Below are 16016 nucleotides of genomic sequence, written 5' to 3' on the forward strand. Positions count from 1 at the left end.
GTGTTTCGTTCGTCGTTCGTTGTCCGGATTGCCCGCTCGGGAGGGCTTAAGGCTAGCCCGTACCGATCGGATCCGCCCTGGTGAGCGCTCCGGACGAGCTGGCTCCGCCCGGGGCTCCGGGCCCCGGTACGCTGCCGTACGCCGCTGAAGGACCCTCGTCGGAAAGGCAGCCCCACCTGTGACCGCGATTCCCCCGGGCCGTGCCCGCAGGACCGTTGTGGTGGGCGCGATGTGCGCCCTGGTCGTCATGGGAACGGGCCTGACGGGCTGCAGCGAGGATCCCGACGCGGGCACCAACGGGGTCGGCAAACTGCCCGCCGAGCAGATCCAGTCGAAGACGCGGGCGGCCGCTGAGTCCGCCGACGCGCTGCGCCTGTCGGGGAACGTGGTCACCAGCGGCCGTACATACCGGCTCGACATGCGCCTGAGTTCCGCCGGCGGCTCCGGATCGGTCACCGCGGAGGGGAGCACCTTCCAGCTGCTGCGGATCGGCGAGGAGCTGTATCTGAAGGCCGACGCGGGCTTCTGGACCCAGGCCGACGACAAGGGTGAGGACACGGACGCGGCCGCCGGCAAGCTCGACGGCAAGTACGTGAAGGTGCCGTCGGGCGACCCGGCGTACAAGAAGTTCAGCGGTTTCACGGACAAGGACGTTCTCCTCGACGGGCTTCTGACGCTGCACGGCAGCCTGGACACCGACGGCCACCACGAGCAGGCGGGTACCCGCACGATCCGCATCACGGGTGACCAGGGGGACGGCGGCACGCTGGACGTCTCTTTGGAGGGGCAGCCGTACCCCCTGCGACTGGCCCGGGCGGGCGGCGCGGGCACGCTGACCTTCTCGGCCTGGGGCAAGAAGTTCTCCCTGGCCGAACCGGGCAAGGACGAGACGGTCGACTACGGCAAGCAGCTGCCGGCGTCCTGACACGGCTGCCGGGTCCTAGCGTTTGCGCCGTTTCATCAGCAGCCGCGGCAGCCCCGCGGGGATCGGCTCACGCGTGGTCGCCGTCGTCGGCAGCGGCGGTTCGGCCAGGTCGCCGTCGGGCAGCGCCGCCGTGACCCCGGTCGGTTCGAGCCGGAGCACCCGGCACTCGCGGGACCAACGGTCCGTCATGGCCTCGCCGTCGGGGGCGTTCAGCCGTTTCCCCTTGAGTTCGGCGACCGCCGCCTGCCACGCCTCGGACCCGGGCGCCAGTTCGACGACTGTCGCCGCCCAGGAGACCAGCCGGCCCCCCTTGTCCTTGCTGCGGACGGTCACCTCGGCGCCGCCCTGGTCGGCCAGTCCGGGCAGCGGCTGCTCCCCGGGCCCGTCGCCCACCAGGCACGCGGCACCTTCATGCCACACGTGCCACAGGGCGCGGGCCGGGCCGCCGGGTCCCCTGACCCAGATGAGGCCGGACTTCTTCGTGGCCTCCTCGACGAGGGCCCGGTCGAGCAGCTCACGTGTCATGACGCCCACCCTAGAGCCAGCCGTTGCGCTTGAGGGTGCGGTGGATGCCCATGCAGATGACGCCGGTGATCGCCATGATCACGGGATAGCCGAGCTTCCAGTGGGTCTCCGGCATGTAGTCGAAGTTCATGCCGTAGACCCCGCACACCATCGTCGGTACGGCGATGATCGCGGCCCACGACGTGATCTTGCGCATGTCCTCGTTCTGGGCGACGGACGCCTGCGCGAGGTTGGCCTGGAGGATGGAGTTGAGGAGCTCGTCGAAGCCGAGGACCTGCTCCTGGACCCGGGCGAGGTGGTCGGCGACGTCCCGGAAGTACTTCTGGATGTCGGGGTCCACGAGCCGCATCGGCCGCTCGCTGAGCAGCTGCATGGGCCGCAGCAGCGGGGCGACGGCCCGCTTGAACTCCAGTACCTCACGCTTGAGCTGGTAGATCCGGGCCGAGTCGACACCGCGGGAGACCTTGTTACCGCGTCCCGGGGTGAACACCTCGGTCTCGACCTCGTCGATGTCGTCCTGCACCGCGTCGGCGACCGCGACATAGCCGTCGACGACATGGTCGGCGATCGAGTGCAGCACCGCCGAAGGGCCCTTGGCGAGCAGTTCGGGGTCGTCCTGGAGGCGGTGGCGCAGCGCCCTGAGCGAGCCCTGGCCGCCGTGCCGGACGGTGATGAAGAAGTCCCGGCCGGTGAAGCACATGACCTCGCCGGTCTCGACGATCTCGCTGTTGGCGGTGAGTTCGTCGTGCTCGACGTAGTGGATGGTCTTGAAGACGGTGAACAGGGAGTCGTCGTAGCGCTCCAGCTTGGGCCGCTGGTGGGCCTGGACGGCGTCCTCGACGGCGAGCGGGTGGAGCCCGAACTCCCCGGCGATACCGGAGAATTCGGCTTCGCTGGGCTCGTGCAGGCCGATCCACACGAACCCGCCGTCACGGCGCACCTGGCGCATCGCCTCGTGCGGACTCAGCTGCTGGTCGGTCGCCACGCGCCGGCCGTCGCGGTAGACGGCGCAGTCGACGACGGCCGAGGGCGTCGAGGGGTCGCGCGTCGCGTCGTACGCGCCGGTGTCCTTGCGCAGCGAGGGACGCGACGGACGCACGGCTGCACGCAGGTCACGGATCATCGACATGGCAGGCTCCTTCGTGACGGGCAACAAAGGGCCCCGGCGACGGGTGGAACTACCCGGAATGAGGACGTCCTGCTGTGGGTGTTTGGCACGTCCACAAAGCGGGGAGCACCGCACCATCGCGGTGGCGGACTTCGTTACTGATTCAGCTACTGCTGGCGATCAGACAGATCAGGCAAAACGAACGAAGTGCTCTTCCGCACGAAGACGCGAACGTGAGAGGCGGCGGTTGCCGAAAGTCACAGAGCTGCATCAGCGGCCGGAAGAACGAGTGGTACTACCAGGTCGACTTCGATCCATGACAGCCCCACCTCCTCCGGCCGGTCCCTCGTAAGGGACGATCCATTCCCGTAAGGGAGTCTCACAAGGCGTCGGGACTCGATGCGCGACGCTTCTGCGTGCTGCCCCGACGACCGGGCCAGAGTACCAGCAGGCCGAAGTGTCAAGGGGCTGCTTTGCCCGGTACTGACGAGTTCTATGCTCGCCGCATGGCAGATGTTCTTCCTCTGGTCGAGGCCCGGTTGCGCAGCGCGCTGGGCGAGCCGGACGCGCGCGCGGCGGTCACCTTCCTCGGCACGGACCGCATCGAGGTGCTCCGCTTCACCGACGGGGACGTCGTCCGCTACGCCACCCTCGGCATGTCCGCCCAGCCGATGGGCGACCCCACCGCGATGCTCGCCGACCCGGTCAAGGGCCCGCGCGCCGAGCTCGTCCTCTCCGTACGGGCAGGCCTCGCCGACACCGACAAGGTGCTCCGCCCGCTCGCCGTGCTCGCCGCGTCCCCGCAGGTCGAGGGCGTGGTCGTGGCGCCGGGTGCCTCGCTCGACGTGGGTGAACCCCTGTGGCCGGGCGCCCCGTTCACCTCGGTCCTGGTCGCCGAGCCGGGCGGCCTGGTCGAGGACCTGGAGCTCGACGAGCCCCTCGACCCGGTCCACTTCCTGCCGTTGCTCCCCATGACTCCCAACGAGGCCGCCTGGAAGCGCGTGCACGGCGCGCAGGCCCTCCAGGAGCGCTGGCTGACGAACGGGACGGACCTTCGGGATCCGTCCCGCAAGTCCGTCCCGCTGGAGTGAGCCTCGCGTGAGCAAGGTCACCAAGCGGTGGCCGGAAGCCGTCAGTTGGCGAAGACGGCCACACTGTCCTCGGTCGCGTGCCTCGGCTCCAGCTCCTCCGCCATGGGGGTCCCCCCGCTCGAGCGAAGCCGAGAGTGGGGGAGGGTGAGCGCCTTGCGCCGTACGACGACCACGAGCGCGCCCAGCACCGCGGTCACCGCGGCCACCACGAACGGGATGTGGATGTCGGTCCACTCCTCGATCTTCGGCGCGAAGTAGGGCGCCGCGGCCGCCGCGAACCAGCGCACGAAGTTGTAGCCCGCGCTCGCCACGGGCCGCGGGGCGTCCGACACGCCGAGCGCCAGCTCCGTGTAGACCGTGTTGTTCACGCCGATGAAGGCGCCGGACAGGATCGTGCAGACGATGGCCGCGGTGTGGTTGCCGTAGCCGAGGACGAGCACGTCGAGGGCGAGCAGCACGAGCGAGCCGCCGAGCACCTTCAGGGAGCCGAACCGCTCCTGGAGACGCGGCGCGACGAACACCGAGAAGACGGCGAGCAGCACACCCCAGGCGAAGAACACGGCACCCGACTTGTACGGGGTCATGTCCAGCACGAACGGGGTGAAGGCCAGCACGGTGAAGAACGTGTAGTTGTAGAAGAAGGACGACACCGCGGCCGAGGCGAGCCCGCCGTGGCCGAGGGCCTTGATCGGGTCGAGCAGGGACGTCTTGCGGGCCGGCTTCGGCTGCTCCTTCAGGAACACCGTGACGCACAGGAAGCCGATCGCCATCAGGAAGGCCGTGCCGAAGAACGGGTAGCGCCAGCTGGCGTCGCCGAGCAGGGCGCCGAGCAGCGGGCCGCACGCCATGCCGAGGCCGAGGGCGGACTCGTACAGCAGGATCGCCGCCGCGCTGCCGCCGGCCGCCGCGCCGACGATGACGGCGAGGGCCGTGGAGACGAACAGGGCGTTGCCCAGACCCCAGCCGGCCCGGAAGCCGACCAGCTCCTGGACCGAGCCCGAGGTGCCCGCGAGCCCCGCGAAGACCACGACGAGGGCGAGGCCGAGCAGCAGCGTCTTCTTGCCGCCGATGCGGCTGGAGACGAAGCCGGTGACCAGCATCGCGATCGCGGTGATCAGGAAGTACGAGGTGAACAGGAGGGAGACCTGACTCGCCGTGGCGTCCAGGCCCTGGGCGATCGACGGCAGGATCGGGTCCACGAGTCCGATGCCCATGAAGGCGACGACGGAGGCGCCCGCCGTCGCCCATACGGCCTTCGGCTGGCGCAGGATGCCGCCGGCTCCCGCATCGAAGGGGTCCATGGTCGTTCCTCCACTCCACTGAGATAGTTGGTATATGCACATACTAAGTTAGGTCGGCTAAATAATGCAAGCTACATCTAGTCGTTTCCGGTAGTGCCCGCGTGAACCGGTTCCGTCCGGACGGGTGATCGTCCTTGACGTGGCGGAGTGAGGGTAGGACCGTGGGGCCCTATGAGGGGCGAACCCAGTTGCCCGAAGTGTGGTGGCCGGGTCAGGGCTCCCGGACTCTTCGCCGATTCCTGGCAGTGCGACGTGCACGGGACGGTGCATCCGCTGCAGCCCGTGATCCCGCCCAGCGTCGAGGCCCTCGAAGTCGTGGTGCATCGCACGCAGGTACCGGTGTGGATGCCGTGGCCGCTGCCGGTGGGCTGGCTGTTCACGGGCGTGGCCTGCGCGGGCGACGACCGCAGCGGCGGCCGCGCCACCGCGGTGGCGTGCACGGGACCCGGACCGCTCGGCGGTGTCGGCGAGCTGATCCTCGTGGCCGAGGAGCTCGGCGTCGGGCTCGGAGCGCGCTACGCGGGCATCGACGGACCGGACCCGGGGCCGTACATGAGCGTGGAGAAACCGCCGCAGGCCAAGGTGCTCGCCGGCGGCCGGCCGACTCCGCTGTGGCATGTCTCCGGGGCGCCGGAGGACCGGGCGGTGTTCGCGGGCGAGGCGCTGGGGCTGTGGCTGTGGGCCGTGGTGTGGCCCGAGCAGTCCGGGTTGCTGATGTACGACGAGCTGGTCCTGACGGATCTGCGGGACGCCGGCGCCGAAGTGGAACTGGTGCCCTGCGGAGCGCTGTCCCCCCGGCTGCTGAAGCCCTGACTGTAGGGGGCGCACCCCCGCTGCGGGTGTGACAGGGGAGTCGGAAAATCCGGTTATCCTTGAGCGTCCTCTTCTGTTCCGTCAGCGTCTGGAGCCCGCGTCGTGCGTATCGACCTGCACTGCCACTCCACGGCGTCCGACGGAACCGACACGCCCGCCGAGCTGGTGCGCAACGCCGCCGCTGCCGGGCTGGACGTCGTCGCCCTCACCGATCACGACACGACCCGCGGCCACGGCGAGGCCATCGCCGCGCTGCCCCCGGGGCTGACCCTGGTCACCGGGGCCGAGCTGTCCTGCCGGATCGACGGGGTGTCCATGCACATGCTGGCCTACCTGTTCGATCCCGAGGAGCCGGAGCTGCTCGCCGAGCGGGAGCTGGTGCGGGACGACCGGGTGCCTCGGGCGCGCGCGATGGTGGCCCGGCTTCAGGAGTTGGGTGTGCCGGTCACCTGGGAGCAGGTGGCGCGGATCGCCGGGGACGGGTCCGTCGGGCGGCCGCATGTCGCCACCGCTCTCGTCGAGGCGGGGGTCGTGGCGAGCGTGAACGACGCGTTCACGACCGACTGGCTGGCCGACGGAGGCCGTGCCCACGTGGCCAAGCACGAGAGCGACCCCTTCGAGGCGATCCGGCTGGTCAAGGGCGCCGGCGGCGTCACCGTGTTCGCCCACCCGGGCGCGAGCAAGCGCGGTCACACCGTCCCGGAGTCCGCGATCGCCGAGATGGCCGCCGCCGGTCTCGACGGCATCGAGGTCGACCACATGGACCACGACGAGGACACCCGCGTACGGCTGCGCGGGCTGGCCGCCGATCTGGGGCTGTTCGTCACCGGGTCCAGCGACTACCACGGCAGCCGCAAGACGGTCGCCCTCGGCGAGTACACGACGGACCCCGAGGTGTACGGGGAGATCACGCGACGGGCGACGGGTGCGTTTCCCGTTCCCGGGACCGGCGGAATCTGAGGCCCGGCGCCGCATTCCCGCACCACACCGCACCTCGCGTCACCAGGCCTGTGCCCCGCTCGGCTGCTCCGTGCCCGGCGCCGCAGGCCGTCACCAGCTCCGTGTCCCCGTACCCGGCGCCGTGGGCCGTCGCCCGTTCACGGTTCCGTGTTCACCCCTTCTGTAAGGCCAGTTCCGTCATGTTCGACGTCGCCGTCTTCGGCTCGCTCTTCCTCACCCTGTTCGTCATCATGGATCCCCCCGGGATCACCCCGATCTTCCTCGCGCTGACCGCCGGCCGGCCCGGCAAGGTGCAGAAGCGGATGGCTTTCCAGGCCGTCTGTGTGGCCGGCGGTGTCATCGCCGTCTTCGGGCTCCTGGGGCACCAGATCCTGAACTATCTGCACGTGTCCGTGCCCGCGCTGATGATCGCGGGCGGGCTGCTGCTCCTGCTGATCGCGCTCGACCTGCTCACCGGCAAGACGGACGAGCCGAAGCAGACCAAGGACGTCAACGTGGCACTCGTCCCCCTGGGCATGCCGCTGCTCGCGGGTCCCGGTGCGATCGTCTCCGTCATCCTCGCCGTGCAGAAGGCCCACAGCGTCGCCACCCAGGTCTCGGTGTGGACGGCCATCCTCGCCATCCATGTCGTGCTGTGGGTGGTGATGCGGTACTCGCTGCTGATCATCCGGGTCATCAAGGACGGCGGTGTCGTGCTCGTGACCCGGCTCGCGGGCATGATGCTCTCCGCGATCGCCGTGCAGCAGATCATCAACGGGATCACCCAGGTCGTCCAGGGGAGCTGAGCTCCTCGGGTTGCTCGCGGCACGCGCAGAGCCCCCGCCCGGCGTCGATGCCTGGCGGGGGCTCTGAAGCTTCAGCGGTGATCCGCGTCTGTACTGTTCCGGTTATGAGGCCGAGGTGTCGGCCGGACGGATCCAGAGCCGCTGTCCTATCGCGGCGGCCTGCTGAACGATCCGGTTGACGGAGGCGGCGTCCACGACAGTGCTGTCCACGGGCGTGCCGTCGACGTCGTCGAGTCGCATGATTTCGAAGCGCATGGCTTCTCCCTTCGTCTGGTCATCCTCCTGCGGAGAATTACTGCGTACACAGGTAGTCAACGGGGCGTGTGTTACAAACATTCCCTACGCTAAAGAAATTTTTCGAACAGCTAACTACTGGCCGGTAAGCGAGTCTTCGGAGACTCCTTGGGACCGGTTGTGTTCGCAGCGTGACCGCCGGGACAATGGTGGCGATGAACGACGACCTGGCGCCCCTGAGCGCCCGCATCGACCGCACCAACGAGCTGCTCACGCGCATGCTCGCCGAGGTGGCGAAGACGCCCTCGACGCATGCGATCTTCGTCGACGCGGGATATCTCTACGCGGCCGCGGGGCGACTCGTCGCCGGCACCGAGGACCGTCGCGCCTTCGAGCTCGACACCGAGGGCCTGATCGAGGCCCTCATCGACCGGGCCCGGACCATCTTCGCGGACAGCAGACTGCTGAGGGTCTACTGGTACGACGGCGCGAGACGCCGTATCCACACCGCGGAGCAGCAGTCCATCGCCGAACTCCCGGACGTCAAGGTCCGGTTGGGCAACCTCAACGCCAACAACCAGCAGAAGGGCGTCGACTCGCTGATCCGCTCCGACCTGGAGTCCCTGGCCCGGCACCGCGCGATCAGCGACGCCGCGCTCCTGGGCGGGGACGAGGACCTGGTCTCGGCGGTCGAGGCGGCCCAGGGCTACGGCGCCCGTGTCCACCTGTGGGGCATCGAGGCACCGGAGGGCCGCAACCAGGCGGAACCGCTCCTGTGGGAGGTCGACAGCCAGCGCACCCTCGACCTCGACTTCTTCAAGCCGTACGTCTCCCGGCGGGCCGCCGGTCCCTACGAGGCGACGGCCACCCGCCCCACCCGTGACGCCGTCCGCTTCGTGGGCGCCCAGATCGCCGCGAAGTGGCTCGCGGAGCGGGGGCGGGCGGCACTGCAGGACCTCCTGCGCGGCCACCCCATTCTTCCGGGCTCGGTCGACCAGGACCTGCTGGTGGAGGCGGAGGGACTTCTCCAGTACTCCCTGCGGGGGCAGGCCGATCTGCGGCGGTCGCTGCGGGACGGGTTCTGGGAGCACCTGCAGGGGCAGTACTGACCGCTCAGTGGCCGACCGTGTCCCAGAAGTCGGCCAGGGCGTGGGCGGTGGGGAGGGGCTGGTCGGCGTTGGGGGAGTGGTCGGCTCCCGGGATCACCGTGCGGCGGGCGCGCAGTCGTACGGCCATGTCGTCGAGGAGAGGGACCGGCCAGGTGTCGTCCTGTGAGCCGGACAGGACGTGGAACGGCAGCGGGACGGCGGCGAGTTCGCCGACCAGGTCCGGTTCCGTGCACAACTGACGTCCGGTCGCCAGGAGTTGGGCCGGCTTGTTGCCGAGCCAGCGGCGGCGGAGCTGTGCGATGTCCCCGACGCCCTTGACGGGGCCGCCGACATCCTCCGGCGGGCCCATGGCCAGGATCGCGTCCCACACCTCGGCCATCGTCATCACACCGAGCGCGTCCCGCAGCAGCTTCACCCGCTGCTGCTGGGAGTCGGAGATCTGCGCGGGCCCCGAGGAGACGAGGGTGAAGGAGAGGAAGGGGGAGTGGTCGAGCAGTACGGCGGCCCGCGCGATCTGACCGCCCAGGGAATGCCCGACCAGGTGCAGGGGAGTGTCGAGGGCGGCGGTCTGGGCGAGCACGTCCCGCGCCAACTCGACTCGCGCGTAAGCGGATTCGTCTCTCTCCGGCCCGTCCGACTCGAACTGCCCCCGCCCGTCCACGGCCACGACCCGGTACCCGCGCGCGGTGAGCGGTTCGTGGAGCAGCGTGAAGTCCTCCTTGCTGCCCGTGAACCCGGGCAGCAGCAGCGCGGTGCCCTTGGCGGCGACACCGGGAGCCACGGCCGAATCCACGACCGCGAACTCCCCGCGGGCGGTGCGCAGCGGATGGACGCGGGCGCCGGGCGGCGGGGTGAAGACGGCTCGGGTGCTCACCGGGTGAGGGTATCCCGGGCGGGCGGGGGTGGGGGCCCGGCGGCGTAGGGGGGGCCGAGAGGCGCCACGGGGTGCCGTTCGGACGGTTGTGGGTTCGGCGGCGGCTGTCACGGCCGGTGCCAGGAACGCCGACGGCCCGGCCCCTGGTGAAGGGACCGGGCCGTCGGCGTCGGGATCAGCTGTCCGCGGGCTCCGCGGCGGCCGTCTTGCGGGTCCGGCGGCGCGGTGCGGCAGCCTTCGGCTCCTGGTCCGCCTGGGCCGGGATGTCGGCGGTCACCACGGGCTCGGCGGCCTTGCGGGTGGTACGCCGACGGGGCTTGGCCTCGGCCGTGTCCGTGACGACCTCGGCGGTGGCCGCGGTCTTACGGGTGCGGCGCGGCTTGACCTCCGCGGTCTCCGCCGTGTCGGCCGCGGTCTCTGCCGGGGCCGCTGTGGTCTTGCGGGTGCGGCGCGGCTTGGTGACCGTGCCTTCCGCGGTGTCCACGGCCGCCTCGGCCGCCTTCGCGGTGCTCGCCGTCTTCCGCGTACGCCGCGGCTTGACCACCTCGGCGACCTCGGCCGCCTCCGGGACCGCCTGGGCCGGGATCTCGGCGGTCACGGCCGGCTCGGCGGTCTTGCGGGTGCGGCGCGGCTTGGTGACCGTGCCCTCCGCGGTGTTAACGGCGGCTTCGGCGGCGGGAGCCGCGGCGGCCGTCTTGCGAGTGCGGCGCGGCTTGGCCTCGGCGGCCTCGGCCGTGTCCACCGCGGTCTCGGCGGGCGTCGTAGCCGCGGTCGCGGTCTTGCGGGTGCGGCGGGGCTTGGCCTCGGCCGTGTCCGTGACGGCCTCGGCGGTGGCCGTGGTCTTGCGGGTGCGGCGCGGCTTGGTGACCGTGCCCTCCGCGCTGTCCACGGCGGCTTCGGCGGCGGGAGCCGCGGCGGCCGTCTTGCGAGTGCGGCGCGGCTTGGTCTCCGCGGCCTCGGCCGTGTCCACGGCGGCTTCGGCGGGAGCCGCCGCAGCCGTCTTGCGGGTGCGGCGCGGCTTCGTGGCCGGGGCCTCCACCGGGGCGGTCTCGGCGACCGGGGCGGCCTCCGTGACCGGCGGGGTCTCCACGACCGTCTCCACCGCGGCCGGCGTCTCCGCGGACTTGCGGGTCCGGCGGCGGCGCGGCTTGGCCGGGGCCTCGGTGTCGAGGGACGGACCCTCCGCCGTGGTGACGGCGGATTCCGCGGCCTCGGACACGGCCGGCTCGGCCGTCACCGCTGCCGTGGTCGCCGTGGCCGGCGCCGAGTCGGACGCCGCACCGCGGGTGCGGCGACGGCGGCGCGGGGTGCGGGTGGTGATGGCGTCCTCGACCGCGGTGGTCTCCGACGGAGCGACCGCCTCCGGGGCGACCGCCTCGGCGGGGGCGCCGGCCTCCAGCGGAGTACCGCTGCGGGTACGACGGCGACGGCGCGGCGTACGGTCCGGACGCTCGCGGTCGGCGGAGCGGGACTCGTCCCGGCCAGCTCGTCCGCGACCCCGGTCACGGTCACGGTCACCGCGGTCACGGTCACCGCGTCCGCGCGCACCGCGTCCGCCCGTCTCGCCCAGGTCCTCGAGCTCCTCCGCGTCGAGCCCGGCACGGGTGCGGTCGGCCCGCGGCAGGACACCCTTGGTGCCCGCGGGGATGTTCAGCTCCTCGTAGAAGTGCGGGGAGGTGGAGTACGTCTCCGGCGGGTCGTTGAACTTGAGCTCCAGCGCCTTGTTGATCAGGTTCCAGCGCGGGATGTCGTCCCAGTCGACGAGGGTGATCGCGATGCCCTTGGCGCCCGCGCGGCCGGTACGGCCGATGCGGTGCAGGTACGTCTTCTCCTCTTCGGGGCACTGGTAGTTGATGACGTGCGTGACGCCCTCGACGTCGATGCCGCGGGCGGCGACGTCGGTGCAGACGAGCACGTCCACCTTGCCGTTGCGGAAGGCGCGCAGCGCCTGCTCGCGGGCGCCCTGGCCGAGGTCGCCGTGGACCGCGCCGGCCGCGAAGCCGCGCTGCTTGAGCTGGTCGGCGAGGTCGGCCGCGGTGCGCTTGGTACGGCAGAAGACCATGACCAGTCCCCGGCCGTCGGCCTGCAGTATGCGCGCGACCATCTCGGGCTTGTCCATGTTGTGCGCGCGGTACACGTGCTGCTTGGTGTTCGCGACCGTCCTGCCCGCGTCGTCGGGCGAGGTCGCGTTGATGTGCGTGGGCTGCGACATGTAGCGCCGCGCGAGACTGATGACCGCGCCCGGCATGGTCGCCGAGAACAGCATGGTCTGGCGGCGGGCCGGCAGCAGGTTGATGATCTTCTCGACGTCGGGCAGGAAGCCCAGGTCGAGCATCTCGTCGGCCTCGTCGAGGACGAGTGCCTTGATGTGGCTGAGGTTGAGCTTCTTCTGGCCCGCGAGGTCCAGCAGGCGGCCCGGGGTGCCGATGACGACGTCGACACCCTTCTTGAGGGCCTCGACCTGGGGCTCGTAGGCACGGCCGCCGTAGATGGCGAGAACGCGGACGTTGCGTACCTTGCCCGCGGTCTGCAGGTCGTTGGTGACCTGCGTGCACAGCTCGCGCGTGGGGACGACGACGAGCGCCTGCGGGGCGTCGGTCAGATCCTCGGGCTTGGCGCGGCCGGCCTCGACGTCGGCGGGCACGGTGACGCGCTCGAGGAGCGGGAGGCCGAAGCCCAGCGTCTTGCCGGTGCCGGTCTTGGCCTGGCCGATGACGTCGGAGCCGGAGAGGGCTACCGGGAGCGTCATCTCCTGGATGGGGAAGGGGTTGACGATGCCGACGGCTTCGAGGGCCTCGGCCGTCTCGGTCAGAATCCCGAGATCGCGGAAGGTCGTAGTCAGGGTGCTGCCTCTTCTGTGTGTGCGGTGCGAGGCGAGCGCGGGGGGTCGTCTACCGTGCTGGGGACGTCGGCTGCCTTACGGGCTAAGCCGTAATGGCACGGGACCACTGCCGACGCTCTAGCGCTCGTACCGCTGAGGGTCCCCCTCCGAACTCCGTACGCACTGTGCCGTACGGGCGAGGAGGGCTTGTCGGGTCGGAGCCGATCGGGCCACCGACCGGGCATCCTCATACGTGCGGCCTGTCGAGGTACGGCACACTCACGAAGTGCCGTCGTACCAGCAGGCGCATTACCACCATACCCCGGAATCGTGCACATGTGATGGCCGATTTGGTCACGTAGTCGTCGTCACACTGATTGACCAGGGCCTTCCGCCGTCCGGAGAGCGGGCTATTGTGCGCTTCATGACGACCTCTGACAAGCCCGACAACGCCTCCGAGACCCCTGCCGAACCCCCCGTCGAGCACACCGGTGTCGCCGCCCAGGACTGGGCAAAGGCCTCCGCGGACCCGCAGTACCGAGCCGCGGTCGTCGACCTGCTCGGCGCGCTCGCGTACGGCGAGCTGGCGGCCTTCGAGCGGCTCGCGGAGGACGCGAAGCTGGCGCCGACGCTGGCCGACAAGGCGGAGCTGGCGAAGATGGCGTCGGCCGAGTTCCACCACTACGAGAAGCTGCGCGACCGGCTGACGGAGATCGGCGAGGAACCGACGCTCGCGATGGAGCCGTTCGTCGCGGCGCTCGACGGTTTCCACCGGCAGACGGCGCCCTCGGACTGGCTGGAGGGGCTCGTCAAGGCCTACGTCGGCGACTCGATCGCCAGTGACTTCTACCGGGAGGTCGCCGCGCGGCTCGACACCGACTCGCGCGAGCTGGTGCTGGCCGTCCTCGACGACACCGGACACGCCGGGTTCGCCGTCGAGAAGGTGCGGGCGGCGATCGACGCGGAACCCCGGGTGGGCGGCCGACTCGCCCTGTGGGCGCGGCGGTTGATGGGCGAGGCGCTGTCGCAGTCGCAGCGGGTCGTCGCGGACCGGGACGCGCTGTCGACGATGCTCGTCGGGGGCGTCGCGGACGGGTTCGACCTCGCCGAGGTGGGGCGGATGTTCTCCCGGATCACCGAGGCGCACACCAAGCGGATGGCCGCGCTCGGCCTGGCGGCGTAGCGCTCAGCGGGTTCTGGCCGTCTGGCGGCGCAGCGCGCAAAGGGCTTCGGCCGGCTCACGGCCACCGCTACGGGCTACGGCCGGGCGGGGCTGCGGCTGCGCCCGGGTGGCGGAGCCGCCGGTGCCCCTACGGGCGCTTTCCGCTCATGCCGTCGCCGAGCGGCGGAGTCTTCCCGACGGGCGCAGGAGCAGGGACAGCGAGGCGACCGAGACCACTGCCGCGCCCAGGAGGATCAGCAGGATGTTGCCCGGGTCCAGCGCGGTGTGGGTCACGAAGGCGCCGAAGAGGGCTCCCGCGGTGCCCGTGGCGAGGACCAGGGATCGGGTCGGCAGGCGGTGGGCGAGGCGGTGTGCCGCCGCCCCTGCCAGTACGAGACCGAGCAGTGCGGAGCCGAGCGCTTCGATCAACATCATGGGGTCCCTCCCACACGGCCACACTGCGCATTACGGTCGTAGCCCGTCATACCCGTGACCTGCGGAATGCAATCCTCCTCCGGGTGCTGTTCGTACTCCATACGGGGGCGGCAGAAATCCTGCCCAGGCATGAAGAGGGGCCCGGCGACTTCCGGTCGCCGGGCCCCTCTTCGTCTGTCTGCCTACAGTGTCTGCCTACAGCGCGCCGAAGCCCACCTTGCGCGGAGCCGCCTCGCCGAGCTCGACGTACGCGAGACGGTCGGCCGGGACGAGGACCTTGCGGCCGTGCTCGTCCACCAGGCTCAGCAGCTGAGACTTGCCGGCCAGCGCCTCGGCCACCGCGCGCTCGACCTCCTCGGCGCTCTGACCGCTCTCCAGAACGATCTCGCGGGGCGCGTGCTGCACGCCGATCTTGACCTCCACGGCTATGTCCCTCCGACGGTCAGTGAAGTGCGCGACCTTCCGCGCCGTACCAGCACACATTAGCCCGGTGAGGGGACGTACACGCTCCGCCCAAGAACGCCAACAGCGAACACCGCGCGGGAACAAGCGAGCACCGCACACGAAAGAACGACCCGCACGCGCGCGTGCGGGTCGTTCTTTCGTGTGTTCCCAGGCGTGTGTTCCCAGGGCCTCTAGTGGTGTTCCGTGCCGTGCAGCGGGAATCCGGCGATGCCCCGCCACGCCAGTGAGGTCAGCAGCTGGACCGCCTGGTCGCGCGGGACGCTGCGGTCGCTGTGCAGCCAGGACCGGGCCACCACCTGGGCGAGCCCGCCGAGACCCGACGCGAGCAGCATCGACTCCGCGCGCGAGAGACCGGTGTCCTCGGCGATCACGTCACAGATCGCCTCGGCACACTCGTTGGTGACCTTGTCGACGCGCTCGCGCACCGCGGGCTCGTTCGTGAGGTCCGACTCGAAGACCAGGCGGAAGGCGCCGCCGTCGTCCTCGACGTACGCGAAATAGGCGTCCATGGTCGCCCGTACGCGCTGCTTGTTGTCGGTCGTCGACGCGAGCGCGGTGCGCACCGCCTGGATCAGGGACTCGCAGTGCTGGTCCAGCAGCGCGAGATACAGGTCGAGCTTGCCCGGGAAGTGCTGGTAGAGCACCGGCTTGCTGACGCCGGCCCGCTCGGCGATGTCGTCCATCGCGGCCGCGTGGTAGCCCTGTGCCACGAAGACTTCCTGTGCGGCGCCCAGCAGCTGGTTCCGGCGGGCACGGCGCGGTAGGCGCGTCCCCCGCGGGCGTACCGCCTCTGTCTGCTCGATGGCTGTCACGCCGCCTCCCAATGTCGTCCACATGCGGTGTGCGCCGCGCCGCCATCGTACTTTTCGGTAACCCTGCTGTGCGCGGTGCGAACGCAGAATTTCACGGACCGGACGGTGACGAAAGCCACACAAAGGTTTCAAACGGGCAGTTAGTGGGCAGCGGTGGCCCGGTTCCTGCTCAGGAATGCCCTGATGAGTGCTTTGTCGGCCGCCCTGGCCGTATGGATGTCACCGATGCCGAGGTCACCGGTAGTCGTCCTCGTCGAGCGACACGACCCGGGCCTGTTCGGCGAGGTCGGCCTCGTTGGCCCGGTCGGGGTCGACGTCGGTCAGCGGGTCGTCGCGGTCGGGCGCGATGTCGGTGTGCTGCTCGGCCGCGTCGCCCTCGGGGGCCTCGACGCCGAGTTCGACGGCGTCGTCCTCCTGGAAGGCGTCGGGGTCCGTGATCGCCTCGGGGTCGGTGAAGGCCTCGGGGTCGGTGGGGTCGTAGGGCATGGTGGGCTCCCTTCCTAGAACGTCCCTGATGTACACAGGGGGCCACATGCGGGTGCCCTGCGTACGAGCCTAGGAGACACACGATCTGGATGCCATGCGGTGCGCGTGCC

At 70.6% G+C, this 16016-nt stretch carries 17 protein-coding genes; 7 read left to right on the forward strand and 10 right to left on the reverse strand.

Going from position 1 to position 16016, the window contains the following annotated elements; translation table 11 throughout:
* Nucleotides 1-178: 178 nt before the first annotated feature.
* The gene (locus ACIRP7_RS18280; protein WP_403660064.1) at nucleotides 179-925 is read left to right on the forward strand and encodes a hypothetical protein; all 747 of its coding nucleotides are present in this window, start codon (nucleotides 179-181) and stop codon (nucleotides 923-925) included.
* 15 nt (nucleotides 926-940) lie between these two features.
* Here ACIRP7_RS18280 and ACIRP7_RS18285 read toward each other — a convergent pair whose 3' ends face one another.
* Entirely contained in the window at nucleotides 941-1450 is a 510-nt protein-coding gene (locus tag ACIRP7_RS18285) for a hypothetical protein (protein ID WP_403660067.1), read from the reverse strand.
* A gap of 10 nt (nucleotides 1451-1460) precedes the next feature.
* Nucleotides 1461-2579, reverse strand: coding sequence for a magnesium and cobalt transport protein CorA (locus tag ACIRP7_RS18290; protein ID WP_403660070.1), 1119 nt, complete (start codon nucleotides 2577-2579; stop codon nucleotides 1461-1463).
* Nucleotides 2580-3064: 485 nt separating this feature from the next.
* Between ACIRP7_RS18290 and ACIRP7_RS18295 the strand changes: the two genes are divergently transcribed.
* Complete coding sequence (locus ACIRP7_RS18295; protein WP_403660073.1) at nucleotides 3065-3649, forward strand: suppressor of fused domain protein; 585 nt, start codon at nucleotides 3065-3067, stop codon at nucleotides 3647-3649.
* A 41-nt stretch (nucleotides 3650-3690) separates the two neighbouring features.
* Here ACIRP7_RS18295 and ACIRP7_RS18300 read toward each other — a convergent pair whose 3' ends face one another.
* Nucleotides 3691-4950: an MFS transporter gene (locus ACIRP7_RS18300; protein ID WP_403660076.1), complete on the reverse strand. Its 1260-nt coding sequence runs from the start codon at nucleotides 4948-4950 to the stop codon at nucleotides 3691-3693.
* A 171-nt stretch (nucleotides 4951-5121) separates the two neighbouring features.
* Between ACIRP7_RS18300 and ACIRP7_RS18305 the strand changes: the two genes are divergently transcribed.
* From ACIRP7_RS18305 to ACIRP7_RS18315, 3 genes are all read left to right on the forward strand, one after another.
* Entirely contained in the window at nucleotides 5122-5763 is a 642-nt protein-coding gene (locus ACIRP7_RS18305) for a DUF6758 family protein (protein WP_403660079.1), read from the forward strand.
* 102 nt (nucleotides 5764-5865) lie between these two features.
* Nucleotides 5866-6723: a PHP domain-containing protein gene (locus ACIRP7_RS18310; RefSeq protein ID WP_403660082.1), complete on the forward strand. Its 858-nt coding sequence runs from the start codon at nucleotides 5866-5868 to the stop codon at nucleotides 6721-6723.
* 179 nt (nucleotides 6724-6902) lie between these two features.
* On the forward strand, nucleotides 6903-7508 hold the full coding sequence (locus tag ACIRP7_RS18315; RefSeq protein WP_352390309.1) for a MarC family protein: 606 nt from the start codon (nucleotides 6903-6905) through the stop codon (nucleotides 7506-7508).
* 102 nt (nucleotides 7509-7610) lie between these two features.
* Here the strand turns inward: ACIRP7_RS18315 and ACIRP7_RS18320 are convergent, their stop codons facing one another.
* The gene (locus tag ACIRP7_RS18320) at nucleotides 7611-7763 is read right to left on the reverse strand and encodes a hypothetical protein (protein ID WP_007384531.1); all 153 of its coding nucleotides are present in this window, start codon (nucleotides 7761-7763) and stop codon (nucleotides 7611-7613) included.
* A gap of 194 nt (nucleotides 7764-7957) precedes the next feature.
* Here ACIRP7_RS18320 and ACIRP7_RS18325 point away from each other — a divergent pair, with 194 nt between their 5' ends.
* Nucleotides 7958-8851 (forward strand): NYN domain-containing protein, encoded by an 894-nt coding sequence (locus tag ACIRP7_RS18325; RefSeq protein WP_403660085.1) that lies wholly within the window; start codon nucleotides 7958-7960, stop codon nucleotides 8849-8851.
* Between the two features lie 4 nt (nucleotides 8852-8855).
* Here ACIRP7_RS18325 and ACIRP7_RS18330 read toward each other — a convergent pair whose 3' ends face one another.
* Both ACIRP7_RS18330 and ACIRP7_RS18335 read right to left on the reverse strand, forming a co-directional pair.
* The gene (locus tag ACIRP7_RS18330; RefSeq protein WP_403660089.1) at nucleotides 8856-9725 is read right to left on the reverse strand and encodes an alpha/beta fold hydrolase; all 870 of its coding nucleotides are present in this window, start codon (nucleotides 9723-9725) and stop codon (nucleotides 8856-8858) included.
* Nucleotides 9726-9900: 175 nt separating this feature from the next.
* Nucleotides 9901-12474: a DEAD/DEAH box helicase gene (locus ACIRP7_RS18335; protein ID WP_403660093.1), complete on the reverse strand. Its 2574-nt coding sequence runs from the start codon at nucleotides 12472-12474 to the stop codon at nucleotides 9901-9903.
* A gap of 487 nt (nucleotides 12475-12961) precedes the next feature.
* On the opposite strand from ACIRP7_RS18335, the gene ACIRP7_RS18340 reads away from it, so the two are divergent.
* Nucleotides 12962-13729 carry a ferritin-like fold-containing protein gene (locus tag ACIRP7_RS18340; protein ID WP_403660096.1) on the forward strand — a complete coding sequence of 256 codons (768 nt, stop codon included), beginning with the start codon at nucleotides 12962-12964 and terminating at the stop codon, nucleotides 13727-13729.
* 144 nt (nucleotides 13730-13873) lie between these two features.
* Here the strand turns inward: ACIRP7_RS18340 and ACIRP7_RS18345 are convergent, their stop codons facing one another.
* The 4 genes from ACIRP7_RS18345 to ACIRP7_RS18360 all read right to left on the reverse strand — a co-directional run bounded on the left by ACIRP7_RS18345 (nucleotide 13874) and on the right by ACIRP7_RS18360 (nucleotide 15906).
* The gene (locus ACIRP7_RS18345; protein ID WP_355743851.1) at nucleotides 13874-14140 is read right to left on the reverse strand and encodes a hypothetical protein; all 267 of its coding nucleotides are present in this window, start codon (nucleotides 14138-14140) and stop codon (nucleotides 13874-13876) included.
* A gap of 198 nt (nucleotides 14141-14338) precedes the next feature.
* Complete coding sequence (locus ACIRP7_RS18350; RefSeq protein ID WP_352390304.1) at nucleotides 14339-14566, reverse strand: DUF3107 domain-containing protein; 228 nt, start codon at nucleotides 14564-14566, stop codon at nucleotides 14339-14341.
* A 212-nt stretch (nucleotides 14567-14778) separates the two neighbouring features.
* On the reverse strand, nucleotides 14779-15420 hold the full coding sequence (locus tag ACIRP7_RS18355) for a TetR/AcrR family transcriptional regulator (protein WP_403660099.1): 642 nt from the start codon (nucleotides 15418-15420) through the stop codon (nucleotides 14779-14781).
* Nucleotides 15421-15654: 234 nt separating this feature from the next.
* Entirely contained in the window at nucleotides 15655-15906 is a 252-nt protein-coding gene (locus tag ACIRP7_RS18360) for a hypothetical protein (RefSeq protein WP_403660102.1), read from the reverse strand.
* Between the last annotated feature and the right edge of the window lie 110 nt (nucleotides 15907-16016).

The sequence above is a fragment of the Streptomyces sp. NPDC102270 genome, from assembly GCF_044766405.1.
Lineage (GTDB): Bacteria > Actinomycetota > Actinomycetes > Streptomycetales > Streptomycetaceae > Streptomyces.

Excerpts from the sequence above, each read along its gene's own strand:
- ACIRP7_RS18360 (WP_403660102.1), bottom strand. The coding sequence starts at position 15,906 with ATGCCCTACGACCCCACCGACCCCGAGGCCTTCACCGACCCCGAGGCG.
- ACIRP7_RS18295 (WP_403660073.1), top strand. The coding sequence starts at position 3,065 with ATGGCAGATGTTCTTCCTCTGGTCGAGGCCCGGTTGCGCAGCGCGCTG.
- ACIRP7_RS18315 (WP_352390309.1), top strand. The coding sequence starts at position 6,903 with ATGTTCGACGTCGCCGTCTTCGGCTCGCTCTTCCTCACCCTGTTCGTC.
- ACIRP7_RS18345 (WP_355743851.1), bottom strand. The coding sequence starts at position 14,140 with ATGTTGATCGAAGCGCTCGGCTCCGCACTGCTCGGTCTCGTACTGGCA.
- ACIRP7_RS18285 (WP_403660067.1), bottom strand. The coding sequence starts at position 1,450 with ATGACACGTGAGCTGCTCGACCGGGCCCTCGTCGAGGAGGCCACGAAG.
- ACIRP7_RS18320 (WP_007384531.1), bottom strand. The coding sequence starts at position 7,763 with ATGCGCTTCGAAATCATGCGACTCGACGACGTCGACGGCACGCCCGTG.
- ACIRP7_RS18300 (WP_403660076.1), bottom strand. The coding sequence starts at position 4,950 with ATGGACCCCTTCGATGCGGGAGCCGGCGGCATCCTGCGCCAGCCGAAG.
- ACIRP7_RS18290 (WP_403660070.1), bottom strand. The coding sequence starts at position 2,579 with ATGTCGATGATCCGTGACCTGCGTGCAGCCGTGCGTCCGTCGCGTCCC.
- ACIRP7_RS18305 (WP_403660079.1), top strand. The coding sequence starts at position 5,122 with ATGAGGGGCGAACCCAGTTGCCCGAAGTGTGGTGGCCGGGTCAGGGCT.
- ACIRP7_RS18325 (WP_403660085.1), top strand. The coding sequence starts at position 7,958 with ATGAACGACGACCTGGCGCCCCTGAGCGCCCGCATCGACCGCACCAAC.
- ACIRP7_RS18335 (WP_403660093.1), bottom strand. The coding sequence starts at position 12,474 with ATGACGCTCCCGGTAGCCCTCTCCGGCTCCGACGTCATCGGCCAGGCC.